Origin of the sequence: Ruegeria sp. Ofav3-42, assembly GCF_022347725.1 — a bacterium.
Lineage (GTDB): Bacteria > Pseudomonadota > Alphaproteobacteria > Rhodobacterales > Rhodobacteraceae > Ruegeria.
Genome location: NZ_JAKRGB010000013.1, coordinates 17176 through 43026, shown reverse-complemented (window position 1 = coordinate 43026; position 25851 = coordinate 17176). Strand labels below are relative to the sequence as shown.

Here is a 25851-nt window from a genome sequence, read left to right as displayed (position 1 = left end):
CACTCATTGCTTCTGGCCAGTTGGGCGGTAGGTGTCTGGCTATTGATTTTTTATCGCGCGTAAAGAATATGAAAAGCGATGGTAAGATCAAGGCGGCAGGACTCCGCAAGCGGGAAGGCATGACCAAAATAAAGAACATGGAAGAATTCGCAGCCCTGAGTGGAATCTCGAGGCCGACGGTTTCCAAGTACTTCCACGACCCGGATAGCGTTCGGCCCACAACCCGGGCCCGCATCGAAGAAGCACTGGAACGGTTTGACTATCGTCCCAATATCTACGCGATAAATCAAAACCGAAAGCTGACCAAGAATATCGGCATCGTGGTCCCATACCTCGCTGATCCATTTTTTGCCGAGATCGCTAGGTACCTGGAGCAAAGCTGTATTGCCGCCGGATACCGACCTTCGCTTTTCAGCTCACATGGTGAACAAAAGCTTGAGAACGAAATACTCGACAGTTTGCGTTCTCTGAAACCGGCGGGCGTATTGCTTGCCCCTTTGGGACGTGCGTCGGATCGAGCTCAGATCGAAAAGTTCTGTGCCAATGTACCCACCGTTCTGTTCGACAGTAACCTAGATGGTCTGGGTGCAGCTTTTGTTGGTTCGGACAATTTTAGTTTTGTGTCCCAAACCGTGGAATACATGACCCGGACAGGCGAACCGCCGTCCTTCTTCGAGATGCGTACTCCGGCAAATCCCAATGCCAACAAGCGAAGGAAAGCCTATGTCGAAGTGATGGAGCGCCTTGGGTTCGAGCCTCATGTCATCAAAATCGATGGTCAGGGTTGGGCTTTCGAAGAGATCGGCCATCAGGGGGCTTTGAAAGCTATAGAAGAGGGCACACTCCGGACGGACTCGGTTCTGTGCAGCAACGACCGCCTTGCGATCGGGTTTCTTGCGGCCTGTTACGAACAGGGGATTCGGGTTGGTCGAAAGGACGATTGCTCCCTTCGCGTCGCGTCCAACGACGATCATCCCTTTGCCAAATTTACCTGCCCTTCGCTGACAACAGCCGCACATGACTACGACAATGTGGCTGGACGCAGTGTGGAAACACTTTTCGAACTTATTGAAAGTGGTGGGAAATTTAAAACTCGGACGGAAACCCTATTCCCGGCCAGGCTTGTACTAAGGGAATCTGCCTGAAGCTTAAATTTAACGCGCGTAAAGTTTTTATTGACGGCGCGATAACTTCTGAACTAGGCTCTCTGCACAGCATCCAAGCTCAGGGAGGACAGGGATGTATCTGAAACACGCACTTCGTGCGGCGACTGCACTGACATTCGTCGCCACCGCAGCAGCCCATGCGCAATCCATCACGATCGCGACTGTGAACAACGGCGACATGATCCGGATGCAGGGCTACACCGATAAATTCACCGAAGCGACCGGCGTTGACGTCGAGTGGGTGACATTGGAAGAAAACGTGCTGCGTCAGCGCGTGACCACTGACATCACGACCAAGGGCGGTCAGTTCGACATCATGACCATCGGCATGTACGAAACGCCCATCTGGGGAGCGAATGGCTGGCTGGTGCCACTGGAAGGCATGTCCGCAGAATATGATGTCGAAGATATTCTGCCCGCTATGCGCAACGGGCTGAGCCATGAAGGCACACTTTTTGCAGCTCCGTTCTACGGCGAGAGCTCGATGGTTATGTACCGCACAGACCTTATGGAAAAAGCTGGCTTGGAAATGCCAGACGCACCGACCTGGCAATTCATCCGCGAAGCGGCGGCAGCGATGACTGACCGCGACAATGATATCAACGGCATTTGCCTGCGCGGCAAAGCCGGATGGGGAGAAGGTGGCGCGTTCATCACCGTAACAGGCAATTCGTTTGGTGCCCGCTGGTTTGACGAAGACTGGAAACCTCAGTTCGATCAACCCGAATGGAACGAGGCGTTGACCTTCTTCGTCGACATGATGGCGGAATCCGGACCTGCAGGCTATGCGACAAACGGCTTTAACGAGAATCTCTCGCTATTTCAGCAAGGTAAATGTGGTATGTGGATCGACGCCACCGTTGCGGCATCATTTGTGACCAATCCCGACGACTCGACGGTCGCGGACAAGGTCGGGTTTGCGCTGGCTCCGAACTCGGACGGCGTCGACAAACGATCCAACTGGCTCTGGGCATGGGCGCTGGCCATCCCGGCGGGTACTCAGCAGGAAGATGCCGCGAAGCAGTTCATCGAATGGGCTACATCCAAGGACTACATTGAGTTAGTCGCGGAAAACGAAGGCTGGGCCAACGTCCCGCCGGGCGCGCGCACCTCGCTATATGAGAACCCTGAGTATCAGAAAGTGCCTTTTGCCAAGATGACGCTGGACTCGATCCTGTCGGCTGATCCGAACAACCCGACCGTAAAGCCGGTGCCTTACGTTGGCATCCAGTTTGCAGCGATCCCGGAGTTCGCGGGTATCGCCACACAGGTGAGCCAGGAATTCTCGGCAGTCTATGCTGGTCAGCAATCGGTAGAAGAGGCTCTGGAGAAAGCGCAGGCCTTCACCGCTGAAGAGATGGAAGCCGCAGGGTATTGAAGGCATCTCCTCGCGGGCGGGCAGAGGTCTGCCCCCCGCTCTAACCCTTCCACAACTCGCGTTTTTCTCGCAGGCTGGGACACGCCTGAACAGAGAGGGTTTGCGCAATGGCAACTCAACATTCCCGATCCGTCGCACGCCTGATGATGGCACCCGCAGTGATCTTGCTGCTTGGCTGGATGCTCGTGCCGCTGACGATGACGCTGTATTTTTCCTTCAAGAAATATCTGCCCCTGCGTGGCGGTGATCTGGGCTGGGTCGGGTTCGACAACTACGTCCGGTTCGTCTCATCCAGTTCCTTCTGGCCTGCGGTTCAGGCAACCCTGATGATCGTGGGCGGAGTTCTGGTGATCACTGTCATCTTGGGCATACTACTGGCGATGCTGCTGGATCAGCCGATGTGGGGGCAAGGTGTCGTCCGCATTTTGGTCATCGCACCATTCTTCGTAATGCCCACCGTTTCAGCGCTGGTCTGGAAGAACATGTTCATGGATCCGGTGAATGGCTTGCTGGCCCATTTATGGCGTTTCTTTGGAGCCGAACCGATCTCATGGTTGTCTGAAGCTTCGATGACGTCGATCATCATGATTGTCTCGTGGCAGTGGCTGCCCTTTGCAACGCTAATCCTGCTGACCGCGATCCAATCGCTGGACAGCGAACAGCTGGAAGCGGCCGAAATGGACGGCGCACCTGTGCTGAAACGTTTCTACCATATCGTTCTTCCGCATCTGAGCCGCGCGATCACCATCGTGATCCTGATCCAGACGATCTTCCTGCTGTCGATCTTCGCCGAGATCTTCGTGACCACCGGCGGCGCATTCGGCACCCGCACTCTCACCTATCTGATCTTCCAGCGTGTATTGGAAAGCCAGAATGTCGGTCTTGGATCAGCCGGAGGTGTTTACGCAATCATCCTTGCCAATATCGTTGCGATCTTCCTAATGCGCATCGTCGGCAAAAACCTGGACGCGTGAGGAGGAACGACCATGGCCCGCGCCGTCACAACCCGCCGCAAGTCATTGAACACCATCCTTGCCTGGGCAGTTGGTCTGCTGATCTTTTTCCCGATCCTCTGGACCATCCTGACCAGCTTCAAAACCGAGGCTCAGGCGATCGCCAGCCCGCCGCTGTTTCTGAACTTCGACTGGACGCTGGAGAACTACGCGATCGTGCAGGAACGTTCGGATTACATGCGGTTCCTTTGGAATTCCGTTATCATCGCGGGCGGATCAACCATTCTTGGTGTCATCATCGCGGTGCCTGCCGCTTGGGCAATGGCCTTCGTCCCATCCAAGCGCACCAAAGATATTCTGCTGTGGATGCTGTCCACCAAGATGCTGCCTGCGGTTGGTGTGTTGTACCCGATCTACCTTTTGTTCATTCGGCTGGGCCTGCTGGACACACGCGGGGGGCTGGTCGTGGTGCTGATGCTGATCAACCTGCCGATCATCGTCTGGATGCTCTACACCTATTTCCGCGAAATTCCCGGAGAGATTCTGGAAGCAGCCCGGATGGACGGGGCGACTTTGAAAGAGGAAATCCTTTACGTTCTAACGCCTATGGCCGTTCCCGGGATCGCTTCGACCATATTGCTGAACTTCATTCTGGCCTGGAACGAAGCGTTCTGGACACTCAACCTGACCGCCGTCGACGCAGCCCCGCTGACCGCCTTTATCGCGAGCTATTCCAGCCCCGAGGGCTTGTTCTTTGCAAAGCTTAGCGCGGCCTCAACCATGGCGATTGCACCGATCCTGATCCTCGGCTGGTTCAGCCAGAAACAACTTGTCCGCGGCCTGACCTTTGGCGCTGTGAAATAAGGAAGACACTTCATGGGACGCATTCAACTCAAGTCCGTGACTAAAAGCTTCGGTGATGTCGAGGTTATCCCCCCACTGGACCTGACAATTCAAGATGGCGAATTCACTGTCTTCGTCGGCCCGTCCGGTTGCGGTAAATCTACCCTGCTGCGCTTGATCGCTGGGCTGGAGGATATCACCTCCGGATCCGTCGAGATCGACGGCGAGGATGCCACCGATGTACCCCCGGCCAAGCGCGGGCTAGCCATGGTGTTTCAGTCCTACGCTCTCTACCCGCATATGACGGTGCGCAAGAATATCGCCTTTCCACTGCGCATGGCCAAGCTGGATCAAGCCGAGATTGATCGTCGCGTCGAAGGAGCTGCGCAGGTTCTAAACCTGACGGATTATCTTGATCGTCGCCCCGGTCAATTGTCTGGCGGTCAGCGGCAAAGGGTTGCGATTGGCCGTGCGATTGTCCGCGAGCCGGCAGCATTCCTGTTCGACGAACCGCTTTCGAACCTCGATGCAGCATTACGCGTCGGGATGCGGCTTGAGATCAGCGAGTTGCACGAACGCCTCGCCACAACGATGATCTACGTAACTCATGATCAGGTCGAGGCCATGACTATGGCCGACAAGATCGTTGTTCTACAGGCCGGTGTGATAGAGCAGGTCGGTAGCCCTCTGGAGCTTTACCGGACGCCGCGCAACCTGTTCGTCGCGGGGTTCATTGGTTCTCCGAAAATGAATTTCATCGAGGGTGATGAGGCAGCAAAACAAGGCGCGCATACTATCGGTGTGCGCCCCGAACATATCGCGGTTTCTGAAAGCGAGGGGACGTGGTCGGGCGTCGTCGGTGTGTCCGAACATCTTGGGTCCGATACGTTTTTTCACATTCATGAAACTGGACTGGCCGAAACGATAACGGTCAGAGCTGATGGCGAAGTTGGGTTCCGACATGGCGACCGCATTCACCTGACGCCACGCTCGGATGTGATTCACCGCTTTGACGCACAGGGGCTGCGGATCGAATGAACAGGTTGGAGGGCAAAACGGCACTTATCACCGGTGCCGCACGAGGGATCGGCCTGGCCTTCGCCAAAGCCTATGTCGCCGAAGGTGCGCGCGTGGCCCTTGCCGATATCGATATTGCCCGGGCACAGGACGCGGCCTTGGAAATCGGCACCTCGGCCATGGCGGTTGAAATGAACGTGACGGATCAGCAAAGCATAGACGAAGCAATTGCGCGCACCGCCTCTCGGTTCGGATCCATCGACGTGTTGATCAACAATGCCGCTATTTTCACGGCGGCTCCGATCACTGAAATCGACCGATCTGACTATCAGCGTGTTTTTGATATCAACGTTGCTGGCACCTTGTTCACGCTACAAGCCGTCGCGCGGCATATGATCGAGCATCAGGTCAAAGGTCGGATTATCAATATGGCCTCGCAGGCTGGGCGTCGTGGGGAACCCTTGGTCGCCGTTTATTGTGCCAGCAAGGCGGCTGTTATCTCACTGACACAGTCAGCGGGACTAAACCTGATCGCCCAAGGAATTAACGTGAACGCCATCGCACCAGGTGTGGTGGATGGAGAGCATTGGGACGGCGTTGACGCATTCTTTGCAAAACACGAAGGCAAGGAACCTGGCCAGAAAAAACGTGAGGTCGCAGCTGCGGTCCCTTATGGCCGTATGGGACGCGCAGAAGATCTCACTGGCATGGCGGTTTTCCTGGCTTCGGACGATGCAAAATACATCGTTGCGCAAACCTACAACGTCGACGGCGGAAACTGGATGAGCTGATGGATCCGTTGGCAAGCGCACATACACCAGTGGAGTTGCGGCTTGACCGCCTTGCAGGCATTCCAGCGAGCGTAAAAACACCCCTTTACGGACGCGAGATCTTATCGCCGGGTATAGTTCACATAGGTCTTGGCAATTTTCATCGCGCACATCAGGCATGGTACATCCATCAACTGATGCAGTCTGGGTTGGCGCACGACTGGGCCATCATCGGGGCCGGTGTGCGGATATATGACTCCGAAATGCGGGAGAAACTGATCCGACAGGACTGTTTGACCACTTTGGTTGAACTCGACCCGTCCAGCATCACAGCCGAGATCATCGGGCCGATGATCGACTACCTGCCAATCGAGCCGGGTAATGCATCTTTGATCAGAAAGATGTCTGATCCGGCAATTCGAATTGTTTCCCTCACCGTTACTGAAGGCGGGTACTTCCTTGATGCCAAGACCGGTGATTTTGATGTTGATCACGAAGAAATCCGCCACGATGCGCAAAACCCAGAACGGCCCATCACGGTGTTCGGTGCCTTGGTGGCCGCGTTAAAACATCGACGTGCTGCCGGGCTCCGACCGTTTACTGCGCTGAGCTGCGATAACCTACAGGGCAACGGGACCATTTTGCAAAGCTGCGTTGTCGAACTGGCGCGCCTGTCCGATCCTGATCTGGCGGATTGGATAGATTGCAATGGTGCTTTCCCGAACTCGATGGTGGATTGCATAGTTCCCGCGACCACGGATCAGGTCCGGGCACAGTGCCGCGCATTGGGAATTGAGGACCTCGCACCAGTCTCGCATGAAAATTTTCGGCAATGGGTGGTCGAAGACAAGTTCTGTGCCGGGCGCCCACCCTTGGAAAAAGTCGGTGTGGCGATAACGAACAACGTTCATGCCTATGAAACTCTTAAGTTGCGGATTCTGAATGGTGGGCACCAGATTTTGGCGAATGTCGGTGAAATTTTGAACGTCCCGACAATTTCTGATTGCATGCAGGATCCGGAAATCTCAAAGTTCTTTCGAAAGGTCCAAGCCGAAGAAATTTTGCCTCATGTCAACGGAGTTCCTGAAACAACGCCTGGTGAGTACCTGGACCTTGTGGAGCGCAGATTTTCGAACTCTGCGATCCATGACACGACGCGTCGTGTGGCCTTTGATGGCTCTGCCCGGCATCCCGGTTTCTTGCTTCCTTCGCTTCGCGATGCGTTGTCATCCGGCGCGTCCCTAGAAGGTTTGGCACTGGTTGAGGCACTCTGGTGCCGGATGTGTGCCGGAACGCGTGAAGACGGTACTGAAATTGCGCCGAACGATCCCATCTGGGCCGAATTGCAAGTTACGGCTCTTGCAGCCCGCGAGAACCCCGAACTGTGGATCTCGGCTGCAAACCTGTACGGCGACACCGGTCAGGTCGCTAGCTTTGCCACGGAGTTTACGAACTGGTTGCCGATGATTTGGCAACAGGGCAGTCGGGCAGCAATTGAATGCTATCTCAGGTCAGAGTGATGCGGTTGGCAACGGTAGGCAGGTTGGCGAAATGTGCCCGTCGATACCCATATTCTGTAGGGCAGGCTTGATGTTAAGGCTGTCGATCTACACGGCTCGTCTGTGCAGTCTATCGCCAGACAAACTGTGCTTGCCGTGCAATAATCGTTGATCTCATGTTTCTTGGGATCGAAACCATTGATGTCCTGTGCCTACAACCGCCCCCACAGGGCTTCGGTGTAGGCACGCGTACAACGCTCCTCAAGCACAAGAAGATAGGTGCGATCCTGTACTCCGCAAGTTGAAGCCAAAGATCGCGGGTTGGATCAAACAGAAAGGGGCGTTCCATGACGTGATATCTTGGAAATAAGGCGGCCCGAAACCACTCGCGCTAATCAAATAGCGAGGCGGAAATCGGAGTAGAGCCGCGATTGATATTGTTGGGCGACGCAGTTCCAGGCCTCGCGACGCCGGGCAGCGAGAAGTTCACCCGGCGCGGTGCATGCCGAGGCTATTCGATCGGCAAAAAAGTCTTAAGTATCAAATACATCGTGCGGTTATTCCTAATTGCCCGTTTGGATGCCGACAAGTGAAGCTTCTGTAACGACGGACGGTTCCCAAGCCTCGTTTGGACCCGCTTTCCCGATTATGCTTGGTGTAGACTAGAGCCCTGTAAAATAGCTCTGCTGATAAGGCCGTATCAAGTTCGACCGACGTTTCGTTACCCGCACCAGGTTGGTCATTGGCCCGTGGGTCCAACTTTCACATTACTCAGTTGTATTTACTGCTGTGCCAAGTTTTTTGATGGCCATCCGATGTGCCACCAAAAGTGAATTGGCTTCACTGGGTCGGCCAGCTCTGATGGTGATCGAAAGCGGGCTCACGTCGCAAAGGCCAAGCCAGCGAAAAAGTCAGCAACGATCAGAAATCCGGCGTCCCCCGACCAGAACCTTCTTGACGGGCCGGCAGGATTTAAGCAGACAGAAAGCGATGGTTCCCCACGCCATTGGGCCAAGGGGATGAAAAGGGAATTCGGTGCGGACATTTGTTCAAATCCGAAACTGCCCCCGCAACTGTAAGCGGTGAGCAATCCGTCAACGCCACTGGATCTCAATCGATCCGGGAAGGGACGGCACGCTTTGATCCGCGAGTCAGGAGACCTGCCATCGTTGAGTTGTAACCAACCGGGCGGAGGGCCCGAGGAGGATGAGATGGTGGATATCTTCGGGCTTGCGCGCCGCGCCAACCTGCCTCCTGCACAGAGGCAGAGATGGACGCATATATCTATCTGATTTCAGCAAGTTACGTCAGTCAGAAACGGTTCCGAGAGCTGTCTTGCGCTTTGCTGGATGCGGCACCTGTCGAGTCGCGCGCCGTCAGACTGGACGGGGCAGGGGACGGGCTTTGGCATGCGCTGGACGACCTGAAGACAGCAGGCGCCACCCGGATCGAGTTACGACCAATTGGATTGCCATTCTCGCAGAGCCTTGAAAAATGGCTGCCGAACGCCGCGTCCAGTTGGTTGGCCCGACAGGGCACGACTGCGCCCGCACTGTATTTTGCACATCCCTTGCAGACCGATCATAGCGTCATTCAGGCTGCAGCGACGGCCAAAGTCGCCTTGAAGCCACTGTCGCCGAAGCCTTTCGGCGAAATTGGTAATGGGTGGGACAGCCCACCTGCGTTTCGCCATCATTTGCTCGTCTGCGCCGGGCCAAGATGCCATCTGAAAGACGCACCCAACTTGGTCGATGCGCTGAAAAACGAGCTTGGCCGAGCGGGACAGAGCTCTGACTGTCTGGTCACCACCACCGGCTGCCTGTTTCCCTGCAACGCGGGACCGGTGATTGTGCACTACCCCCATGGCAATTGGTACCGGGTGGAAAGCCTGAGCGAGATTCGAACCTTTGTTTCGCAAGCTTTGTGCGCTGGAACCATTCCCGACACTCTTCTCATTCATCAAACAGGAGACATCCATGAACCTGCTTAAATATCTTGTGCCCCTGGGGTTCGTCGCCGCAACTGCTCAGGCCGCTCCTGTGACCGTGCAAAGTTGCGGTACCGAATTCACCTTCGAGAAAGCTCCGGCGCGGGCGATCACTTTGAACCAACAGGCGACCGAGGTGATGCTGGCGCTTGGGTTGCAGGAATCGATGGTCGGCACCGCCTATCTGGACGATGAAATCCCGGCACAGTGGCAAGAAGCATTCGTTTCGGTCCCGGTCCTCGCCGAGAAATACCCCGCAGCCGAGGTTGTACTATCCAACGAGCCGGATTTTCTGTTTGCAGGTTTTGGCTCTGCGTTTTCCGAGGACAATCTGGGGGCGGCGCAGAAATGGCATGATCTGGGTATCGGCACCTACCTGGTCGACGCGTCGTGCGGTGAAGCCCATCCCAAGAATGTACCGCTGACCATCGAGCCAATTCTTAATGATATCAAGGCAATCGGGAAGGTTTTTGATGTTAATGATCGCGCTGAAAAGCTGATCTCAGAAACGAAGGCACGTATTGATGCGGTTCAGGCAGATCCGGCTGGTGCGGGCCGATCGGCGTTCATCTACGATAGCGGCGACGAAACGCCTTATTCGATCGGGTGTTGCAGCGGACCGGCACTGGTTGCGAAAACCGCAGGTTTGAACAGCATCAGCGCTGACGTCGAGGGCACATGGGTCGATCTTGCCTGGGAACGCGTGGTCGAGGCAGACCCCGATGTGATCCTGCTGATCGAAGCGGGATGGTCCTCGGCGGCGGATAAGCGTGCGTATATGGAAAACGACCCGGTTCTGTCCGAACTGACTGCTGTCAGGGAAGGGCGGTTCGTAACGGTGCCGTTTTCTGAGACATTGCTGGGAATGCGCTTTGCTGACGGTGTGGAAAACCTGAACGCGCAGCTGGCAGACCTCAAGTAAATGCAATCCCGGTTTCTGGTCCTCTTTCCCACAGCGATGGTCGCAATGTTGTTGGTCGCCATCGCGGGTGTTCTGTGGGGCACCGCAGATATAAGCTGGTCGGATCGCTTTGCCATTCTGATACGTGCCGAAGACGCCCCGCGCGGACTTTCGCTGATCGTTTGGCAATGGCGCATTCCCCGTGTGCTGGCGGTTGGACTGATCGGGGCCGGGCTTGCCTTGGCGGGCGCGCTGATGCAGACGGCATTGCGTAACCCTATGGCGGACCCATACCTGATGGGACTGTCTTCCGGAGCGTCCGCCGCAGCTGTGGCCGCGATCATCTGGTTGCCGGCTTCGGTGACCGAAGTGTTGGGTGTTCCCGTGATCGCCTTCACCGGAGCCGCAGTGGCGTTCCTGATGACGCTAGGCCTGTCCCAACAACGCGGGCACCAGATTGATCCGCTGGTCGTTATTCTGGCGGGCGTTGCGGTGTCTTTGATGTTCCAGTCGGTGACGGCCTTTTTTCTTTATATCGGGGATCCGCATGTTACCCGTAACGCGTTGGGTTGGCTGATGGGTACCGCCGCGGGAACCGAGTGGAGAGAGCTGCCGCTTTTGGCGCTGTCGCTTGCAGTAATCGCCAGCCTCTCGTTGCTGCGTTCCGATGCCTTGGACGCAACATTGCTGGGGGAAGAGCACGCGCAGGCGCTGGGTATTCGTACTGGACGTCTTCGCGTGATGATCTTTGTGGCGACCGTTGTTCTGACAGGTCTTGCCGTTTCTATTGCTGGCATTGTGGGTTTTATAGGCCTGATCGTGCCGCATATGGCGCGGCTGCTGGTGGGTGCACGTCACAAGGTTTTGTTGCCTTTGTCGATGGTTCTGGGTGCGATTGTTCTGATGGCTGTCGATCTGTTGTGCCGCACACTACTGGCTCCGCAGGAGTTACCTCTTGGCGTTTTGCTTGCATTGTTCGCAGCCCCACCATTCATCATCATTTTGCGAGGGTTGCGCCGTGCAAGCTGATTTTGCGTTGAATATCCGTGATCTTTCGGTCGAAGTTGGTGGGCGGCCCTATGTCCGCGACGTTTCTCTGGCCATTCCAAAAGGTGAAATACATTGTTTGCTGGGTCCGAACGGCTCCGGTAAAACGACTGTCTTGCGGACGATCTATCGTGCCTTGCGCCCAAGTGCTGGCACGATCGTCGCAGATGGCCGGGGTATAGACGAATGCAGCCATCACGAGTGGGCGCAGAAAGCCGGGGCTTTGGTGCAGAGTTCGGGACTGCTGGCCGGGCTGACGCCCGAGGATATCGTTGAAATCGGTCTTTCTGTTCTGGGATTAAGCGGGGCTGACCTGGCCCGACGCAGAGACGAAGCGCTTGCACTGGTTGGGCTAAGTGAAAAGCGAGGCCAACCTGCCGACCGTTTGTCAGGTGGCGAATTGCAACGGTGTTACTTCGCCCAGCTATTGGCCAGTGATCCGGAAATCTACATTCTCGATGAGCCGACCAACCATCTTGATTTGCACTACCAACTGGTGCTTTTGAACGAAGTCAAACGGCGTGGCCGAACAGTTTTGATGACACTTCACGATCTCAACCTCGTTGCACGGTACTGCGATCATATTCACCTGATGAGCGGTGGTAAAATCGTTGACCGGGGCAAGCCCTCAGACGTTCTGACACGACAAAATCTGATGACCCATTTTCTGGTGGATGCATACTTTGACGCGCAGTCTTTGGTGATTGCCGGACCGGTTGTGACTTAATCACGAAGTGCAAGCGCAAATTTCATCGGTCTTCTAGTTCGTTTCTTGCTCTAACATTCTGATGCTCTTCATCACTTTCTCGACATGCGCGGGGCTTCGAAAGATTCCGGTCAGCATTCTTTCAACGTCCACATCGGGCCAGGATTTCTTCAACTCGGCATGTTTGCGCGCGGCGTCTTCGATGCGCCCAAGCTCAAAAAGGGCGGCCGTCTGATACACGAAGGACGGCGCGCTTATCGGGTCCCCGGAGTCTGCGGCTGCCAATAGGGACTCCAGAGATACCTTGTAGTTTCCCAGATGGAAGTTCGCAGCACCATAAATATTTCGGTTGGCTAAGCGCTTGTTGCTGCCGCCAGTGTTCATGGCTTTTTCGGCAACGCTGGCGGCTTCGGCGAAATTGCCCGAAAACAAGGCGATCGACCCGTGAACATCCAGGACGTTTTCGTCGTCGGGTGCAAAAGTCACCGCCCGGTTCGATATTCTGACAGCTTCATCATATTCTCGGTTCGAAAACTTGACCCAAGCCTGAGCGGACTGCGCCCACGGGTCCGTGGGTGCCAGACGCAGCGCGTTTTCAGCCATGGCCTGTGCCTCACCAACCAATGCGTTTTTCTCCGGGCCCGGAGGCGTCATGATTGCAAGCGTTGCAAGGGTCTGGGCAGCGCCTGCGTATCCGCCAAAATAATCCGGACCAAGCTCAATCGCATGACGGAATATTTCCGTTACCAGCTTTTGCCGGGGGCGGTCAAAAATGGGGAAAATCATACTTCTGGCTTGCTCCGCCAGATTGACGGCTTGCAGCGACGTCGCTGACTGTTCCCGCAGGGCCTGACGTTTCAATGAGTCATGCGACGGTGTCGACGACAAATCCTGAGCGCGGTCTTTGGTCAGGCTTGTCAGAGGGCCAAACCCAACAGCGACACCAATAGCGGTGCCGATCACAAAAGCCAACGCCGCGAAACCAATAGTGCGTTTAGATGAACCTTGGCTCTTGCGTTGAGGCGCCTCAGCCCTTTCGAAGCGTGGTCGGTACCCTCCTGTATCAACAAAAATCCTGACAGGGTCGGCGGAACCTGCCGTGTCGTAATAGTGGTCAAGGTTTTGCCTCAGCCTGCGCGCGTCCACCCTGACGACATTGTCGGTGTCGCCTGCCTCAGACGGATCGCGGCCATACACATCCTGGGCAATTGTCTTGCCCATGATGAGGTCGCCGCGACCGGCCAGTTCTTCGGTCACTACATATGTCAGGAAGGCGCAAAGCCGGTCCAAATGGGAAAAAAGCTCACTGTCGCAAACAGATTGCAACGCCTTTACTTTGTCAGCTTCCTGAATGCCGGTTTCCATGAAAAACCTGTATTTTTAAGGCACTACGAACACATGCACGTATCATGATGCACTGAATTCTATCGTGAGTCACCCCTGTGTCACGGTGAATCCGTTACCGGCGCATAAGAAATGCGGAACACTGGCTTTGCATCGCAATGGATGTGCGGTCGCCATCACAATAATTCACTTTCGAGCATTCCGGCGACTTTGGCGAAATGGGAGAGCAAGAAATGAAAAGGCGAAATCAGCTATTGAAATACTCAGCTTACCTGGCGGCCGGGATAACCTTTGGCATCTGGTTGGCCGCCCCGAATGGGGGGATAAAAATCCTTGGCGAAACCTTTGGCCCTTCTATGGCCTTGGCTCAGGAGGCGACTCCCGAAGTGTCCCCGGTCAAGGCGAGGGAGAGAGATACGTATTACCCAAACAGTGAAGACCTTCAGCCCGACGAAATGCGGGTGATTGCTTGCGGGACGGGCATGCCGACCACACGTGCGGCGCAGGCCGCGGCTTGTTTCCTTGTCGAACTTGGAAACGGCGACAAGTTTCTGTTCGACATTGGATCGGGGTCAGCCGAACGGATCTCCTCGCTTCAGATTCCGTATAACTACCTGGACAAGGTGTTCATCGGTCATTTGCACACCGATCATTTCGGGGCATTGCATGACCTGTTCATCGGTGGAGCTTTGATGGGGCGAAATGTACCTTTGCGTGTCTGGGGGCCAAGTGGCGCTGTCCCGGAACTGGGGACGGCCTACGCTCTGGACCGCATGCAAGAGATGCTGACTTGGGACCTGGCAGGTCGGGCCGGAAACGTCGATTTCCGTGGGTACGTCATGGATGTGACCGAGTTTGACTACAAACTTGAGAACGAACCCATTTACGAGGATAATGGCGTTGTCATTCGGACGTTTCCGGCCATCCACTCGATCGATGGCTCAGTAAGCTACGCGCTGGAATGGAACGACCTGAAGTTTGTTTTCAGTTCGGACACTTACCCTAATAAATGGTTCGTCGAATACGCCAAGGATGCCGATTTGGTGATCCATGAATGTTTCATCGCGGTGCCTGAACTGGTCAGCAAGATGAAATTTACACCGGAATCGGCTCTGCAAGTGGGAACTCAAGTTCACACCGCGCCAGAGGCGTTCGGAAAAGTCATGAGCGAGATCAAACCCCGAATGGCGGTTGCCTATCACTTCTTCAACGACTTCGACACCGTCAACGGTGTGTATGAACGCATTCGGTCTACCTATGACGGTCCTCTAAGTCTGTCCGAAGACTTCATGGTTTGGAACGTGACCAAAGATGACATCCGCGTGCGGATGGCTGCGACTGAGGAACGGACATGGGCACCACCGCTGGCGGCACCGGCAGAGGCCCCAAAGGCAGAAGACAAGACGGAGATGGCTGAAAGTCTTGGTGTGGAAACGCTCGACTTCAGCGACTTTGTTGCGGGTGGCGTGCTGGATGTCGACGACGTATTGCGGCCGATTTACGAAGAGGCCAGCGAAGCCGTAGGTCAGGAATTTCCATACCCGGAAAAGTCGGAACCCAAATGATCCCAAGTCAGCTAACCGGTGCCTGATGGCACGCCGATCCGGCACCGGTCTCTGTGCTTCTTGTTACAAACACACCCTCGGGTTCGGAGCGGGAAGCACAGAGCAACTCTGTTCAGGAGTGTGTCCGAATGAAGTATCTCATGCGATGGGCTGTATTGGCTGTTGTGACGATCTTGCTGCCACAGACGTCTCAAGCCGACCTTTTGCCGGCAAATGGCGCAGAGACGGCTGCAAACTTTGCCGAAATCTCGGTACTCGAAGACAGGGTACGCATCGCGCTGGAAATCGATTTTGATGACATGCCTTTGTTCCTGGCGCGGGCAGAGCAGGGTACGGGCCCGGCGGACAATCTGTCGGAACGGTCGGGTAAGGCATTCAAAGTGTTTGCCGACGGAACGGCACTTGTTCCAGAAACCCGGTTGGTCGAAGTCCGGCCAAGGAAAGAGCGTGTCGTAGCCTTCAGGCCAAGCTACGGGCTGTCGCCACAAGATCAACGCTCACCCCAGGTCGTCTATGTCGTCCTGGAGTACGGGTTTGAGCAAAAACCACGGACGATCACCTTCACACCGCCACTTACGGACAAAGGTGTGCCGACTGCGGCGATAGGCGTCATTTTCGATCATCTTGGTGTGGCTGTCACAGACTATCGCTACCTGTCCCGATCAGAGGTTTTTTACCCAAACTGGAAAGACCCCTGGTACAGCAAGTTCGAGAACCCGAACCTGACCCGGCACCACAAATCCGCGCTTATGTCCTTTGTTACGGTCGAGCCGCGTGAAGTCCGGCACGAGGTCATCTTTCGCCTTCGCGATTTGGAGGCCTGGACTGACGTGGAACTTGGAGATGCGACCTCACTGAACGCCACCACGATGGAGCACATCAAAAAACTGGCTATTGGTCTGTTTTCAAAAAGCAATCCGCTGATCATTGAGGGTCAAGCCGCTCGGCCGGCCTCGGCCCGGGTTGAGCAACTGTCTGTCGGTGTCGACGGATTGAAGGTCCTAGATCAACCGGCGCAAACGGACCGCGCAACCGCTATTCTTGGCATCATACTTTCGTATCCCCGCGATGCGTTGCCTCAAAACCTGTCGATGGCGTGGAATTTGTTCACGGAAGATTCAGATACCGTACCCGTCCAGATTTCCGATCCGGCAGGCGCTGTACCCGGCCAAGTAACCACAGGCGCGCCAGAAATCTCTTGGACGAACTACATCCTCAATTGGAGCGATCCCGGTACGCAACCAATTGTAATTCCCATATCGCAGTCAATCGATGTTCCACTGCTCTCATTAAGCCTTTTTGCGCTCGCGTTGCTAGCCACCGCAGTCGCGCTAAGAAAGTACCCTCATCATTGGAAAGGCTGCGCTGCGGTCCTGCTAACAACCGCCATAATTTCTGGTGTCTTGAGGTCGAGCACGGTCGAATTCAGCCTCCCGGTCAAAGTTATTCCCGATGGCGCAACGGCGTCACAAATCACCGAAGCCATCGTTTCAAATCTGGCCGCCGCACGCCTTGAAACAGAAGATTCGAAAGTTTCGCACGCCCTGAGCAGCTTTGTTGCTTCTCAGCACACGCAAGAAATCAAAGTGGAATTGAACCGAGGCCTGACAGTCGCGTTGCCGTCCGGTGCGAATGCTCGGGCCAAAGACTTTGGCAACATTGTCGTTGAGGATGTGAAGCCGTCAGCGAACGGCGGCGATCAGATATTAGCCCGATGGGACGCATTGGTCAGTGGCGGTCACTGGGGGCACATGCACCAGCGAGTTGTTTCGTACCGGGCCGTTCTGGACGTCGAGCAAATTGAAGGCGCGTGGTTCCTTTCAGGGCTGACGATCCTTGAGGCCCGAATGAAAAATCAGGCTTTTCTGCAAGGAGGCAATTCATGAGACCGTTTGTTTTCCTGATTGCAATGGCCTTTCTGTCGGCCGGCAACGCCGCTTTTGCGCATTTCAAGCTGAACCAGAACGTGCGGGTGCATCATGTTGTACATACTGACGAGGGGTTGGATGTCTTTCTGCGCCTGCCGATGTCCTATGTCGCCGCCGAGTTGGTCGGGCCAGAAGGTCCGGACGGGCAGCCCGCACCTGCGCCCTACACACATAATCAGATCGAAAACGGCGTGCTGATGCACTACGTGGATCAGGCAGCAGTGCAGAACGATCCGAACGGGTTGGCGGCGCTCGCCGAAGGCACGCTTACGCTTACGGTAGACGGGCAGGCACGGGCCGCTTCGATACTGACATTGAGATTGCATCCTCTGGGATCGGAGCCGGGTTTTGCAACTTTGGCAGAGGCGCAGAGCGCACTGGGCAATGGGGATGTATTCGCCGCTGCGGATGAAACCTATGTGGGCGATGTAATGGTGGACCTGCATCTGCGCTATTCCACCGGGCCGGTCAGTACCTACAGCCTGGCCTATACCTCAAATCCCGGTCTGCCGGGGCAGGAGGATACGGCGAACCTGATATTGGATTACGACGGAGATCAAACACGGACATATCGCGCCACGGGCCTGATGCATGACCCGGTTGTTGTGTCAGGTTCAGCCGCTGCTGCGGCCTCGACCTTTTTGGTTGAAGGCACCCGCCACATCCTCGAAGGCCCCGACCATGTGCTGTTTGTGCTGTGTATGATCATCGGTGCGATGAACCTGCACAGTCTGTTGGCGCGGGTCACCGGCTTCACTCTTGGTCATACGGTGACCTTGATCCTTGGCTTCTTTGGCATTGCGCCCAGTGGTGCCTGGTTCATACCAACGGTTGAACTTTTGATTGCCCTGTCGATCATCTATGCCGCCGTTATGGCCGTCCGACCGCCAGAGCAGGGGCACGGAGATCTGAGGGCCTTTGCCATCACCTCGGGTATCGGATTGCTGCACGGGTTCGGTTTTTCCTTCATGCTGCACCAGATCCTGCGCGTGGATGCACCAAATGTCTGGCACAGCCTGCTGGCCTTCAATGTCGGTGTCGAAGTCGGGCAGTTGTTGATCGTGCTGCTGGTCTGGCCGTTGGTTCTGTTCTTGCGCAAGCAGCCGGGGCCTATCTGGACCGGTTCCCGCGCCGTCGTCGCCACCGTCGCCAGCCTGATCGCGATGATCTGGGTGGTCGAGCGGGCGGAGTTCTTCCTGTGACGTTCTGCCAGGGCAAACACTGTGATTGGATTTAGAAGCGGTCGGATTTGGCTATCATGCTTGTCCTTCCGAAGGCTGCCACCGCTCAGCCGCCGGTTCGCAAACACGAAGTTGATCGACGGCGCGGGCTGCTATTTGATCGACGATACCGGATATATCGCGCAGTCCCAGATAAAACGGAGGAACCGGGGGCATAATAACTGCGCCCATTTCCGCAGCGAGGGTCATGTTTCGTAGGTGCGCGAGCGTCAATGGCGCTTCGCGGGTCAACAAAACCAGAGGCCGGCGTTCTTTAAGTTGCACACTGGCCGCGCGCGTCAACAGGTTGTCGTCCAGACCATGCGCGATCGCGGCCAGAGATCGCATGGAACAGGGCGCGACAATCATCCCGGACACAGGGACCGAGCCTGATGCGATGCTCGCGCCGACATTTTGATTGGCATGGCAGCGGGTCGCCAACATGCAAAGTTCGTCAAAAGCATCAGCGCTGCATTCCTGCGCCAGTGTGAGTTTTGCGGCCGGACTGACAACCAGATCCGTTTCGACATTCTGCGCCAACAGCAATCGCGCCACTGCCAGACCAAGGACGGCTCCCGATGCTCCGGAAACCCCCAATACGATGCGCGACGAGGTCATTGGCGCAACTCTGGCAGAACGCGTTCGATCAGCGTTTCGGCAAACGCGAAATCCGCATCCGAGGTGTGCATGACCTGCCCCCAATCCCTACTCGTTTCGCTGCCGATTTTTGTGGTGGCATCTATGCCCATCTTGCCCGCCAGTCCAGGCTGGGGGGAGGCGAAATCGAGATAGTCCATGGGGGTACTCTCCAGTAACATCACGTCCCGGGACGGGTCCATGCGCGTCGCCAGCGCCCAGGCAATGTCGTCCCAGTTTCTGGGGTCGATGTCGGTGTCCACTGCCACAATCAATTTGGTGTAGCTGAACTGCGGCAGCATTCCCCAAAGCGCCATCATCACCCGCCGCGCCTGTCCCGGATAACGCTTGTCGATACTCACAACCGCTATGCGATAGGAACATGCAGCCGGCGGCAGCCAGAGGTCGTGTATCTCCGGGATTTGGGCGCGGATGGTGGGCAGGGCGAGGCGGTTAAACACCTCTCCGATGATCGCGGGCTCGTCCGGTGGGCGGCCGGTATAGGTGGATAAATACAAGGGCGCTTCACGGTGGGATATTGCGCTGACATGCATCACCGGAAATGGCTCTGCGGGATTGTAATAGCCGGTGTGATCGCCGAATGGGCCTTCGGGGGCGGTCTCGGTTGGTGCCACCCAACCTTCCAGAACGATTTCAGCGTCCGCCGGGACCAGAAGCGGCACGGTCTTGGCGGGCACCATCCGTGGGCGTGAGCCGTTCAATGCGCCTGCAAAGGTCATTTCCGATACGTTTTCCGGAAGCGGCAGCGCCGCCGAGAGCAGCGTCGCCGGATTCGCGCCCAGAACGATTGCGACCGGCATCTTTTCGTTGTGCGTTGCCCAGCTGCGATGATGCGCGGCCCCGCCGCGATGTGGCAGCCAGCGCATGATCAGGCGGTTTTGGTCAAGTACCTGCACACGGTAGATGCCCGCATTGTAACCGCTAACGTTATCCGCTGCGCCAGCATAGGGGCGGGTAATCACCACCGGCCATGTAATAAGCGGCCCTGCATCGCCCGGCCAATGCGTCTGAACCGGAACCATCGATAAATCAACGTCGCTATCAATGTGCACTACGCTTTGAACGGGGGCCAATTTGATGATTTTGGGCCGGGTCGCGAGCGCTGCTTTCAGCATTGGCCAACGCGAAAAAGCATCGCGTAGCCCATCAGGTGGGGTAGGGGCCCGAAGCGCGGCCAAGAACTGTCCCAACCCGTCCAGCCCGTCCAAATTTACACCAAGTCCGGCCGCAACACGTGCGGTTGTTCCGAAAATGTTCACAACGACGGGGATGTCGGATCGTACGTCTTGATTGATCAGCGGGTGATCAAACTGCAAAACCGGCCCTTGCGCTTCTAACACGGCCCGATGCACTGCGGTCATCTGATGGCGCACCGAAACCGGATCGGGAATTGTGCGGAACTGATCCGTTGTTTCGCACCAGCTCAGGAAATGGCGAAGCGCGGGGTATGGCGGCAGAGTGCGAATGAGAAAGCTCCGTAAAACTCCCGCCCTCCTAGCAACAAGATCGCGGGGCAGAATTGACAACAGTCAATTCCCCCAAACAGCGCGCACCGTAGGAAGGCAGCCATAGTCAGCTTTGTTGAGGCAGCAGGAGGTCTGTTTGTCCGATCCTCAAATTCCGATGCCGTATTGTCCTGCCGTGTTGGCGGCGGGCCTGCGCGCATTGCCGCTTGCACCGTTGTCGCTTTCGCTGACGGTGTTTGCGCGCAAAATCGCAAAGAGCAATCCCGGCCTGTTCAACCGCCTTGGCGAATATGACCGGACGGAGTTCGTTCTTGATCCGGTCGATCTGCCGATTGTCCTACGCCTCAATCCAAATGGCGGGCAGCCGAAAGTAAAACTGACCAGGCGACACACGGTTGCGTCCGCCCGGATATCCGGCCCACTGGCGGCGCTGCTCGGGTTGGTGCACGGCGCATTTGACGGAGATGCCCTGTTCTTTTCACGTGACCTGGTGGTCGAGGGCGATACGGGTGCAGTGCTGGCTTTGCGCAACGCCATAGACGATGCGGAGCTGGATTTGGCTGCAGAGGCGGCCTCGCTGTCAGGACCTTTTGCGCGTCCCGTACAAAATCTGATTGCGTTTGCGGAAAACCGGACGGGCCTTTGCCTGACGCGGCCAGAGGATTCAGCGATATGGTAATGGAAATCGTCTGCCCGGCAGGCACCCCCGCTGCTTTGCGCGCCGCCGTTAAAGCGGGGGCGCATACAGTCTATTGCGGGTTTAACGATGAAACCAATGCGCGCAACTTTCCCGGTTTGAATTTCAATCGGACGGAATTGCGCGATGGGGTGAACTTTGCGCATCAGCACGGCGCAAAAGTACTGGTTGCCATCAACACGTTCCCACGTGCAGGCGACGAAGGGATCTGGCACCGCGCGATCAACGATGCCGAGATCTGCGGCGCAGATGCGGTCATTCTGGCAGATCTCGGTTTGCTGGATCATGCGTCCCGTAATCACCCGGCACTGCGGCGACACCTTTCAGTGCAAGCAGCGGCTGCCAATGCCGATGTCATAAATTTCTATGCCGAGACGTTTGGTGTCAAACGGGTGGTCCTGCCGCGCGTCCTGTCTGTGCCCGAGATTGCTGCGATCAATACTGAAACCGATGTTGAGACCGAAGTTTTTGTCTTTGGCGGGCTATGCGTCATGGCCGAGGGGCGTTGTTCGCTATCGTCTTACGCCACTGGACTATCCCCGAACATGAATGGCGTCTGCTCGCCCGCCAGCCATGTGGATTACACCGAAGATCATGGCGTATTGGACGCCCGCCTGGGTGGGTATCTCATTCACCGTGTCGACAAGGGTGAGCCAGCGCCATATCCGACGCTGTGTAAAGGGTGTTTTTCCGCGGGAGAGAAGACTGGGCATCTGTTCGAAGACCCGGTCAGCCTCAATGCTGAAAAGCTGATCCCGCAATTGCAAAAGGCTGGTGTGACGGCTCTGAAAATCGAGGGGCGGCAGCGGTCGAAGTCTTACGTCGCGCAGGTGGTCCGCAATTTCCGTGCAGCTGTAGACGCATTGGATGCAGGACGTCCGTTGCCCGAAGGTATGCTCGCGCGGTTGTCCGAAGGGCAAGCCATGACGACTGGCGCTTACAAAAAGACGTGGAGATAGCCCTATGGAACTGACCGTCGGACCCGCTCAATTCTTTTGGTCCGCTGAAACCTGGAGCGAATTTTACACTGACCTGACACAAGCGCCCGTAGACCGCGTTGTGGTAGGTGAACTCGTCTGTTCCAAACGATTGCCGTTCTATCAGGACCGAATTCCAGAAGCGCTTTCCAGACTTGCAGATGCCGGGAAGGACGTTGCCCTTACAAGCCTCGCTTTGGTGACCCTAAAACGTGAACGCAAGCTGACTGCGGAACTGATCGAGATGGGCGTCACGATTGAAATCAACGACCTGACGACGCTGGCGTATCTGCCTAAGAACACCAAGTTTTCCGTTGGGCCGCTTGTGAATGTCTACAATGAAGGCACGCTGCGGTGGCTGGCCTCTTGCGGCGCGCAGCGCGTTTGCTTGCCCCCGGAATTGCCCATTGCTTCGGTCGAGGCTCTGGCGAAAGTTTCTGCCGAATTGGATCTGGCGGTAGAGGTTTGGGGTCATGGGCGGCTACCCTTGGCGATTTCCGGGCGCTGTTATCACGCTCGGTTGCACGGTCGCACCAAGGACAACTGCCAGTTTGCCTGCGAAGATGACCCGGATGGGTTGGACGTGCAAACCCGCGATGGAAGGCCCTTTTTGGCGATGAATGGCGTGCAGACACTGTCTGATACCTATGCGTGTACCGATCATCAGATTGAAAAACTGCGAGCTGCCGGGGTCGGTGCCCTGCGCCTGTCGCCGCAATCACGCGGCTTTACGCAGCTTTGTGGGCTGTATCGCCAGCGTATCGATCAGAACCTCGCACAAGGAGAGCTGGCACGTGAAGTGCAATCCGGCGACGCGAACATCCGTCTGAGTGATGGGTTTTTGACAGGAGCCTGCGGCGCGGACTGGACCGGTGCCGACGGTCAACGCTCGTAATGCCTGTGACGTCGGCGGCAAACGGTACGCTGTCGCCACGTTGCGGTTATGCGGTGTGATCCGGTTTTTTGAATTGGCAGGCGGAATGATTGCCGAAGCTTTGACTTGAATTTTGACGGTTGTTCATGCGCCGGTGAAAGCAACGAGCGCGCTCGAGAAAGGCAAATGCTTCGATCAGCGGCTTGGTCGAAACAAATGTTGGGAGGAATTCCTTCATTCAGTATCTGCGGGTCAAAGACGCCTCATTGCGATGGCCCCATTTGACCGGGGTTGTGCGATGATCCAATACAGCGTGGCCACGCCGTTTGGGCCGGCGTCGGTATAGGGCGCAAAATCATCCTCCGCATGTCCTGTGCGACTAAGCCAATGTTGCGGTGTGTCAGGTTCTCGACCCAATACCGGACCACGGCATAGCTTTGTTTTCCGTAAGGCAGGCGGGTCAATGCAGAGTTGGTCGTGAGCCAGCGTCCTTGGCAAGAAAGTAACTGTGGCAGGGCGACCGCCGTCCGGCATCGACACCACGACATTCGATAGGAACTGTTCTTTCCCAACAGCTTGTCCGTGGCTTTGACCAGCCCTGATCGTGCAGCCCATTGCGATCAGGCTGGAATCCACATGATAAACTTGCGCTTCATCAAGTCCTCCTATCGACTTGGCTGGGCCTAAATGAGTAAGCTCGGATCCAGAGCAGAGGAGTTTGTGCGTGCCCCAGGTTGATCTTTGGCAATGGTCTCTGGACGTCCCTGAGGAGCATCTGCACCAAATCAGCGAGTCTTTGTCGATTGAAGAAATGCAACGCGCGAACCGATTTGTTAAGCCGCGCGACAGGTGCATGTATATCGCGGGCCGCACTCAGTTGCGCAGGATTTTGGGTCGATATCTGGGTCGCGATGCAAATTCGATTGAGTTTACCTACGGAACCTACGGCAAACCTCTTTTAAAAGACGGCCCTGGCTTCAATCTTAGCCATTCCGGGGGACGGGCCGTTCTGGCAGTGTGCGAGCAAACCGATCCGGGGCTTGATATCGAAAAGATCCGACCAATTGAAAACGCCGTTGCGAGGCATCACTTCTCTCCTGCTGAGTACGCCAAGTTGTCGGCCTTGCCGAACTCGGAATGGCTTCAGGGTTTCTTTCGGTGCTGGACCAGAAAGGAAGCTGTTCTGAAAATGCTCGGACATGGTCTTCACATGCCACTTGATTCCTTTGACGTGACACTTTCGCCGGACGTTTCGCCCCAGGTGACCCGGATCGAAGGCGACGATCCGTCCCGCTGGTCGTTGTTTCATCTCGAGCCTTGCGCCGGTTGGGTAGGGGCGTTGGCCCTGCGCGATGTACTCGGGTCCACCAAGCTTGTCTGGCGACAGGGTGAATCAGCGGGGCACCTTTATTCACGACATTCCAAGATTTAACCCGTGCTCGTGCTTGGCCCCAAACCTAGATGTGTTGAGATCACATGGCTTGACCGCGACCCAGGAAACATCAGAAGGGGTCATGCGACAAATGCTGCCAGCGGCTGCGCCCCGCTCTGCTCCAGAATTGCCCCCATCAATCTCCTCGTATGGGGGGGGTAAGGAGGCGCTTAAACTTGCGCCGAGGAGCCGATCGCGCAGATACAGCCTTGATACAGGACAGCCACCCGGTCGGATACTACGCGCACGACAGCAGATCGCGACTAACAAAAAAGGAAGAACGGCCGATTCCCTTTTGCAGTCGGGTCAGCAAAGCCAGCATCGCCGCCCGGCCGACACGTTCAACGCTCTCGTCACTTCATCGCAACGCGCAGCTACGGGATTGTCGGCAAAAGCGCATGCCTCTCCGACACGTTCTTTCTAGCCACCCGATAGCTGACGGGTAAAACGATCGAGATAGCGCTCGGGAAGCCGCAGGGCTTCTGACAGCCTCTTGGCCTTGTCCCGAGCTGCATGGCTCTTGAGGCCAAAATAGAGTCGAAGGGGCACGGCCAGAATCTCGCCGATCGACTGCATGAGGTTCAGCAAAGCTTCGACGTTCAGAAAAATCATATGAACCCTGTGCAACGTCGCGCGGCCGCGGTGACTTAGCGAGTCGCAAAGATTTTGCCGCATATCTGCATGAACGAACGGGCCTATGTACCGAGGAATGATGGGTGCTGGTCGTGTGCAGCCGATTTCCTTCGCCACAGAAAGGGCGGCATCCGCATTGATATCCGCGCATACGACGGTTGCGCCTTCATGCGATAACCGGGTCGCGAGGCCTTTGCCAATGCCGTTGGCCGCGCCGGTTACGACCACAGTCTTACCATTCAACTTCATCCAAAACTCCATTCAGGCGTTTAGGAATGCATCGTAAGGCATTGGCGATTAGAGAAAAGTCCCAATCGCACAGTATTTTTTACATAACATCTCTTATGCGCGTAACAATACCTTAAGGTTGAAGGGACCGTTTAATGGACAACAAACAACAGCCGAAGGAAGTAAGCAACCGGAACGCGGACAAGCGGAGCATCTGTGAGATGCTGAACGTAGTAGCGGGAAAGTGCATCCCCGCCGCTAACGAAACCGACAACGCAAACGAAATGATTGCCCTGCTGAATGCAAAGGACAGCATTCTGCGCTTGGTGAAGAAGCTGGAGCGCATCTAATGCGACAAGTGGTCATGTACTTTGCGCAGCGACTGGCGACGGTCGCTGTCGGCTGGATAGGCGCGCAAGTCATGCTGACGGCAGATCAGCAACATGCGCTTGGCGCGGCTCTGATCGCAATCATTCTGTTCTACTTCGATGCCGCAATCGACTGGTACAAAGGAAGGTCGAACTAATGGTATTCTCGCTAATCGGATCGATATTTGGGGCGCG

General features: G+C 56.1%; 24 protein-coding genes and 1 riboswitch. Of the genes, 20 read left to right on the top strand and 4 right to left on the bottom strand.

What is annotated here, in order from left to right; translation table 11 throughout:
* Positions 1–119: 119 nt before the first annotated feature.
* From MHN28_RS17930 to MHN28_RS17880, 11 genes are all read left to right on the top strand, one after another.
* Entirely contained in the window at positions 120–1145 is a 1026-nt protein-coding gene (locus tag MHN28_RS17930; RefSeq protein WP_239343945.1) for a LacI family DNA-binding transcriptional regulator, read from the top strand.
* A gap of 94 nt (positions 1146–1239) precedes the next feature.
* On the top strand, positions 1240–2544 hold the full coding sequence (locus MHN28_RS17925; protein ID WP_239343944.1) for a sugar ABC transporter substrate-binding protein: 1305 nt from the start codon (positions 1240–1242) through the stop codon (positions 2542–2544).
* A gap of 107 nt (positions 2545–2651) precedes the next feature.
* The gene (locus tag MHN28_RS17920; RefSeq protein ID WP_239343943.1) at positions 2652–3518 is read left to right on the top strand and encodes a carbohydrate ABC transporter permease; all 867 of its coding nucleotides are present in this window, start codon (positions 2652–2654) and stop codon (positions 3516–3518) included.
* 12 nt (positions 3519–3530) lie between these two features.
* The gene (locus MHN28_RS17915; protein WP_239343942.1) at positions 3531–4361 is read left to right on the top strand and encodes a carbohydrate ABC transporter permease; all 831 of its coding nucleotides are present in this window, start codon (positions 3531–3533) and stop codon (positions 4359–4361) included.
* Positions 4362–4373: 12 nt separating this feature from the next.
* On the top strand, positions 4374–5378 hold the full coding sequence (locus MHN28_RS17910) for an ABC transporter ATP-binding protein (protein ID WP_239343941.1): 1005 nt from the start codon (positions 4374–4376) through the stop codon (positions 5376–5378).
* Positions 5375–6148: an L-iditol 2-dehydrogenase gene (locus tag MHN28_RS17905; protein WP_239343940.1), complete on the top strand. Its 774-nt coding sequence runs from the start codon at positions 5375–5377 to the stop codon at positions 6146–6148. Before MHN28_RS17910 ends, MHN28_RS17905 begins: the two co-directional genes overlap by 4 nt.
* Positions 6148–7647, top strand: a complete 1500-nt coding sequence (locus tag MHN28_RS17900; RefSeq protein ID WP_239343939.1) for a mannitol dehydrogenase family protein — start codon at positions 6148–6150, stop codon at positions 7645–7647. The genes MHN28_RS17905 and MHN28_RS17900 overlap by 1 nt, the downstream gene beginning before the upstream one ends.
* Positions 7648–8600: 953 nt before the next feature.
* Positions 8601–8809: riboswitch (cobalamin riboswitch) on the top strand.
* Positions 8810–8896: 87 nt separating this feature from the next.
* Positions 8897–9616, top strand: a complete 720-nt coding sequence (locus tag MHN28_RS17895; RefSeq protein ID WP_239343938.1) for a ferredoxin — start codon at positions 8897–8899, stop codon at positions 9614–9616.
* Positions 9603–10535 (top strand): ABC transporter substrate-binding protein, encoded by a 933-nt coding sequence (locus tag MHN28_RS17890; protein WP_239343937.1) that lies wholly within the window; start codon positions 9603–9605, stop codon positions 10533–10535. The genes MHN28_RS17895 and MHN28_RS17890 overlap by 14 nt, the downstream gene beginning before the upstream one ends.
* Positions 10536–11543: an iron ABC transporter permease gene (locus MHN28_RS17885; protein WP_239343936.1), complete on the top strand. Its 1008-nt coding sequence runs from the start codon at positions 10536–10538 to the stop codon at positions 11541–11543.
* Positions 11533–12288 (top strand): ABC transporter ATP-binding protein, encoded by a 756-nt coding sequence (locus tag MHN28_RS17880; RefSeq protein WP_239343935.1) that lies wholly within the window; start codon positions 11533–11535, stop codon positions 12286–12288. Before MHN28_RS17885 ends, MHN28_RS17880 begins: the two co-directional genes overlap by 11 nt.
* Before the next feature lie 33 nt (positions 12289–12321).
* Here the strand turns inward: MHN28_RS17880 and MHN28_RS17875 are convergent, their stop codons facing one another.
* Entirely contained in the window at positions 12322–13632 is a 1311-nt protein-coding gene (locus tag MHN28_RS17875) for a hypothetical protein (protein ID WP_239343934.1), read from the bottom strand.
* A 212-nt stretch (positions 13633–13844) separates the two neighbouring features.
* Here MHN28_RS17875 and gntH point away from each other — a divergent pair, with 212 nt between their 5' ends.
* The 3 genes from gntH to MHN28_RS17860 all read left to right on the top strand — a co-directional run bounded on the left by gntH (position 13845) and on the right by MHN28_RS17860 (position 18306).
* Positions 13845–15176 carry a guanitoxin biosynthesis MBL fold metallo-hydrolase GntH gene (gene gntH, locus MHN28_RS17870; protein WP_239343933.1) on the top strand — a complete coding sequence of 444 codons (1332 nt, stop codon included), beginning with the start codon at positions 13845–13847 and terminating at the stop codon, positions 15174–15176.
* Positions 15177–15304: 128 nt separating this feature from the next.
* Entirely contained in the window at positions 15305–17062 is a 1758-nt protein-coding gene (locus tag MHN28_RS17865) for a hypothetical protein (RefSeq protein ID WP_239343932.1), read from the top strand.
* Positions 17059–18306, top strand: coding sequence for a HupE/UreJ family protein (locus MHN28_RS17860; RefSeq protein ID WP_239343931.1), 1248 nt, complete (start codon positions 17059–17061; stop codon positions 18304–18306). The genes MHN28_RS17865 and MHN28_RS17860 overlap by 4 nt, the downstream gene beginning before the upstream one ends.
* A 54-nt stretch (positions 18307–18360) precedes the next feature.
* Here MHN28_RS17860 and MHN28_RS17855 read toward each other — a convergent pair whose 3' ends face one another.
* Together MHN28_RS17855 and MHN28_RS17850 are read right to left on the bottom strand one after the other, a co-directional pair.
* On the bottom strand, positions 18361–18942 hold the full coding sequence (locus tag MHN28_RS17855) for a UbiX family flavin prenyltransferase (RefSeq protein WP_239343930.1): 582 nt from the start codon (positions 18940–18942) through the stop codon (positions 18361–18363).
* Entirely contained in the window at positions 18939–20447 is a 1509-nt protein-coding gene (locus MHN28_RS17850) for a UbiD family decarboxylase (RefSeq protein ID WP_239344030.1), read from the bottom strand. The genes MHN28_RS17855 and MHN28_RS17850 overlap by 4 nt, the downstream gene beginning before the upstream one ends.
* A gap of 136 nt (positions 20448–20583) precedes the next feature.
* Between MHN28_RS17850 and MHN28_RS17845 the strand changes: the two genes are divergently transcribed.
* The 4 genes from MHN28_RS17845 (at position 20584) to MHN28_RS17830 (ending at position 24427) form a co-directional block, all read left to right on the top strand.
* On the top strand, positions 20584–21126 hold the full coding sequence (locus MHN28_RS17845; RefSeq protein ID WP_239343929.1) for an SCP2 domain-containing protein: 543 nt from the start codon (positions 20584–20586) through the stop codon (positions 21124–21126).
* Positions 21126–22103 carry a peptidase U32 family protein gene (locus tag MHN28_RS17840; protein ID WP_239344029.1) on the top strand — a complete coding sequence of 326 codons (978 nt, stop codon included), beginning with the start codon at positions 21126–21128 and terminating at the stop codon, positions 22101–22103. Before MHN28_RS17845 ends, MHN28_RS17840 begins: the two co-directional genes overlap by 1 nt.
* Positions 22104–22107: 4 nt before the next feature.
* Positions 22108–23016, top strand: a complete 909-nt coding sequence (locus tag MHN28_RS17835; RefSeq protein ID WP_239343928.1) for a U32 family peptidase — start codon at positions 22108–22110, stop codon at positions 23014–23016.
* A 703-nt stretch (positions 23017–23719) separates the two neighbouring features.
* Entirely contained in the window at positions 23720–24427 is a 708-nt protein-coding gene (locus MHN28_RS17830; protein WP_239343927.1) for a 4'-phosphopantetheinyl transferase superfamily protein, read from the top strand.
* Positions 24428–24847: 420 nt separating this feature from the next.
* On the opposite strand, the gene MHN28_RS17825 is transcribed toward MHN28_RS17830, so the two are convergent.
* Entirely contained in the window at positions 24848–25309 is a 462-nt protein-coding gene (locus MHN28_RS17825; RefSeq protein ID WP_239343926.1) for an SDR family NAD(P)-dependent oxidoreductase, read from the bottom strand.
* A 134-nt stretch (positions 25310–25443) separates the two neighbouring features.
* On the opposite strand from MHN28_RS17825, the gene MHN28_RS17820 reads away from it, so the two are divergent.
* Together MHN28_RS17820 and MHN28_RS17815 are read left to right on the top strand one after the other, a co-directional pair.
* A complete protein-coding gene (locus tag MHN28_RS17820) occupies positions 25444–25638 on the top strand; it encodes a hypothetical protein (protein WP_239343925.1) in 195 nt (64 codons plus the stop codon).
* Positions 25638–25814 (top strand): hypothetical protein, encoded by a 177-nt coding sequence (locus MHN28_RS17815; protein WP_239343924.1) that lies wholly within the window; start codon positions 25638–25640, stop codon positions 25812–25814. The genes MHN28_RS17820 and MHN28_RS17815 overlap by 1 nt, the downstream gene beginning before the upstream one ends.
* The last annotated feature ends 37 nt before the right edge of the window (positions 25815–25851 follow it).